General features: G+C 63.6%; 4 protein-coding genes. All 4 read left to right on the plus strand.

Annotation, left to right across the window (positions count from 1 at the left end; all coding sequences use genetic code 11):
* Nucleotides 1-215 (plus strand): ABC transporter permease subunit (locus EN991_RS27650; RefSeq protein WP_127369940.1); only part of this gene is annotated, 215 nt, incomplete at its 5' end.
* Between the two features lie 33 nt (nucleotides 216-248).
* Nucleotides 249-1,892, plus strand: a complete 1,644-nt coding sequence (locus tag EN991_RS27655) for an ABC transporter substrate-binding protein (RefSeq protein WP_127369941.1) — start codon at nucleotides 249-251, stop codon at nucleotides 1,890-1,892.
* A complete protein-coding gene (locus tag EN991_RS27660; RefSeq protein WP_024502120.1) occupies nucleotides 1,882-2,826 on the plus strand; it encodes an acetamidase/formamidase family protein in 945 nt (314 codons plus the stop codon). The genes EN991_RS27655 and EN991_RS27660 overlap by 11 nt, the downstream gene beginning before the upstream one ends.
* Before the next feature lie 46 nt (nucleotides 2,827-2,872).
* On the plus strand, nucleotides 2,873-3,630 hold a 758-nt coding region (locus EN991_RS27665), incomplete at its 3' end, for an ABC transporter ATP-binding protein (protein ID WP_206519262.1).

Raw genomic sequence — 3,630 nt, forward strand, 5'->3', positions numbered from 1 at the left:
GCATCGACATAGGCATCTTCATGGGCGGCATCGTCGTCGTCGAAAGCGTATTCGGCTGGCCCGGCATCGGCCAGCTCGCCTGGCAGGCCATCCAGCGCGTCGACATCCCGATCATCATGGGTGTGACGCTGGTGTCGGCCTTCGCCATCGTGCTGGGCAATCTGCTGGCCGACATCATCGCGCCCTTCATCGACCCCCGCATCAAGCTCAGATGAAATGAAAACCAGACAGAGAAAGGGAACATAAAAATGAAAAAGTTTCTCGCATCCACGGTAGCGGCATCGGCGCTGGCGCTGATGCTCGGCGTGACGAGCGTTCGCGCCGAGGACGCCGTCGATCCGAACGCCAAGCAGGGCGGCGCCATCACCATCACCTACAAGGACGACGTCGCCACGCTCGATCCGGCGATCGGCTATGACTGGCAGAACTGGTCGATGATCAAGAGCCTGTTCGACGGGTTGATGGACTACGAGCCGGGCACCACCAATTTGAAACCCGACCTCGCCGAAAGCTACGAGATTTCGCCCGACGGCAAGACCTTCACCTTCAAGCTGCGCCATGGCGTGAAATTCCACAATGGCCGCGAGATGACGGCCGACGACGTGAAATATTCGCTCGACCGCGTCACCAATCCGAAGACGCAGAGCCCCGGCGCCGGCTTCTTCGGCTCGATCAAGGGCTATGACGATGTCGCCGCCGGCAAGGCCGAGAGCCTCTCCGGCGTCACTGTCGTCGACCCTTACACGGTCAAGTTCGAACTGACCCGCCCCGACGCCACCTTCCTGCATGTGATGGCCATCAACTTCGCCCATGTCGTGCCGAAGGAAGAGGTCGAGAAATACGGCGCCGATTTCGGCAAGCATCCGGTCGGCACCGGCGCCTTCAAGCTCGCCGAGTGGACGCTCGGCCAGCGCATCGTCTTCGAGCGCAATGCGGACTACTGGCACAAGGGCCTGCCGCATCTGGACAAGATCACCTTCGAGATCGGCCAGGAGCCGATCGTGGCGCTGCTGCGCCTGCAGAAGGGCGAGATCGACGTCCCCGGCGACGGCATTCCGCCAGCAAAATTCCAGGAGGTGATGGCCGATCCCGAGCAGAAGGCACGCGTCGTCGAAGGCGGCCAGCTGCACACCGGCTATGTCACCATGAACACCACCATGGCGCCGTTCGACAATGTTAAGGTGCGCCAGGCAGTCAACATGGCGATCAACAAGGCGCGCGTCATCCAGATCATCAACGGCCGCGCCGTGCCGGCCAACCAGCCGCTGCCGCCGTCGATGCCGGGCTACGACAAGGAATACAAGGGCTATCCCTATGACGTCGCCAAGGCCAAGGCGCTGCTCGCAGAGGCTGGCCACCCCGACGGCTTCGAGACACAGCTGTTTGCCATGAACACCGATCCCAACCCGCGCATCGCCCAGGCGATCCAGCAGGATCTGGCGGCGATCGGCATCAAGGCCAGCATCCAGTCGCTGGCGCAGGCAAACGTGATTGCCGCCGGCGGCGACAAGGCCGGCGCACCGATGATCTGGTCCGGCGGCATGGCCTGGATCGCCGACTTCCCGGATCCGTCGAACTTCTACGGCCCGATCCTCGGCTGCGCCGGTGCGGTGCCCGGCGGCTGGAACTGGTCGTGGTATTGCAACAAGGATCTCGACGCCAAGGCGGCCGAGGCCGACTCGGTGGTCGACCCGGCTAAATCAGGCGAACGCGACAAGATGTGGAGCGCCATCTACGACAAGGTGATGGAAGACGCGCCCTGGGCGCCGGTCTTCAACGAGCAGCGCTTCACCATGAAATCGGCGCGCATGGGCGGCGCCGACAACCTCTATGTCGACCCGGTTCATATCCCGATCAACTACGACAATGTGTACGTAAAAGATGTGCAATAACTGCGACTACACCATCCATGGGCGCCAACATCATTTCGGCTGGGACAATTCGTTTGCCCCGGCCGAGCGGGTGGCGCCCGGCTCGACGATCGAGTTCCAGTGCCTCGATTCCTCCGGCGGCCAGTTGCAGGCCGGCAGCACGGTCGCCGACGTCGCCAAGCTCGACTTCGCCACCGTCAATCCGGTGACCGGGCCGATCTTCGTCGAGGGCGCCGAGCCGGGTGACGCGCTGAAGGTGACGATCGAGATGTTCAAGCCGTCCGGCTTCGGCTGGACGGCCAACATTCCGGGCTTTGGGCTGCTCGCCGACGACTTCAAGGAGCCGGCGCTGAACATCTGGAAATACGACGCTGCCTCGCTCGAGCCGGCGCTGTTCGGCAAGAATGCGCGTGTGCCGTTGAAACCCTTCGCCGGCACCATAGGCAACGCGCTGGCGGAAAAGGGCCACCACTCGGTGGTGCCGCCAAGGCGCGTCGGCGGCAATCTCGACATCCGCGATCTCGCCGCCGGCACCACGCTCTATCTGCCGGTGGAAGTGGCGGGCGCGCTGTTTTCGGTTGGCGACACCCATGCCGCGCAAGGTGACGGCGAGGTCTGCGGCACGGCGATCGAAAGTCCGATGGACGTCGTGCTCAAGCTCGACCTGGTCAAGGATGCCAGGCTGAAGACGCCGCGCTTCACCACGCCAGGCCCGGTGACGCGCCATCTCGACGCCAAGGGCTATGAGGTGACGACCGGCATCGGTCCGGACCTGATGACCGGCGCCAGGGAAGCGGTTGCGCAGATGGTCGACCTGCTCGCCGGTCGTTATCACATCGACCCAGTCGAGGCCTATATGCTGGCCTCGGTCTGCGGCGATCTCCGCATCAGCGAGATCGTCGACATGCCGAACTGGGTGGTGTCGTTCTACTTTCCGCGCTGCGTGTTTGAATGAGGAGGGGGGTGTGCCGGAGTAAATCCCTCTCCGGGTCACGCGCGCAATGATCGCCGCCAGCGAACCCATACTCGACATCGCCAACCTCTCCGTCAGCGTGCGCGGCGAGGAGGGCGAGCGCGAGGTCGTCTCCGACCTGTCGCTGACGTTGTCTCGTGGCGAGACGCTGTGCATTGCCGGTGAATCCGGCTCCGGCAAGTCGATGACCGCTCTGGCCATCATGCAGCTTCTGCCGCAGCCTGCCGCCAGGATTTCATCCGGCAAGGTCCATCTCGGCGATACAGATCTGACGATTCTGGACGAGCGCCGGATGCGGCGCATTCGCGGCAACCGCATCGCCATGATCTTCCAGGAGCCGATGACCTCACTCAACCCGGTGCTGTCGATCGGCCGGCAGCTCACCGAATCCATCGAGGCGCATACCTCCCTGTCGCAGAGCGAGGCTCGCCAGCGTGCCATCGAGGCGCTGAAGGCGGTGCGCATTTCGGAAGCCGAAAGCCGGCTAAAGCAGTTTCCGCACGAACTGTCCGGCGGCATGCGCCAGCGGGTGATGATCGCCATGGCGCTGGCGCTCGAGCCGGACGTGCTGATCGCCGACGAGCCGACGACGGCGCTCGACGTCACCGTGCAAGGCGAGGTGCTGGAACTTTTGCGCGATCTGCAGCGCCAGCATGGCACCAGCGTCATCCTCATCACTCATGACATGGGCGTCGTCGCCGAAATGGCCGACCGCGTCATCATCATGCGGCATGGCCGCATGGTCGAAGAGGGAAAAACCGCTGACATTTTCGCCAGGCCGCAAGC

The sequence above is a fragment of the Mesorhizobium sp. M7A.F.Ca.US.005.03.2.1 genome (assembly GCF_003997795.1).
Classification (GTDB): Bacteria; Pseudomonadota; Alphaproteobacteria; order Rhizobiales; family Rhizobiaceae; genus Mesorhizobium; species Mesorhizobium ciceri.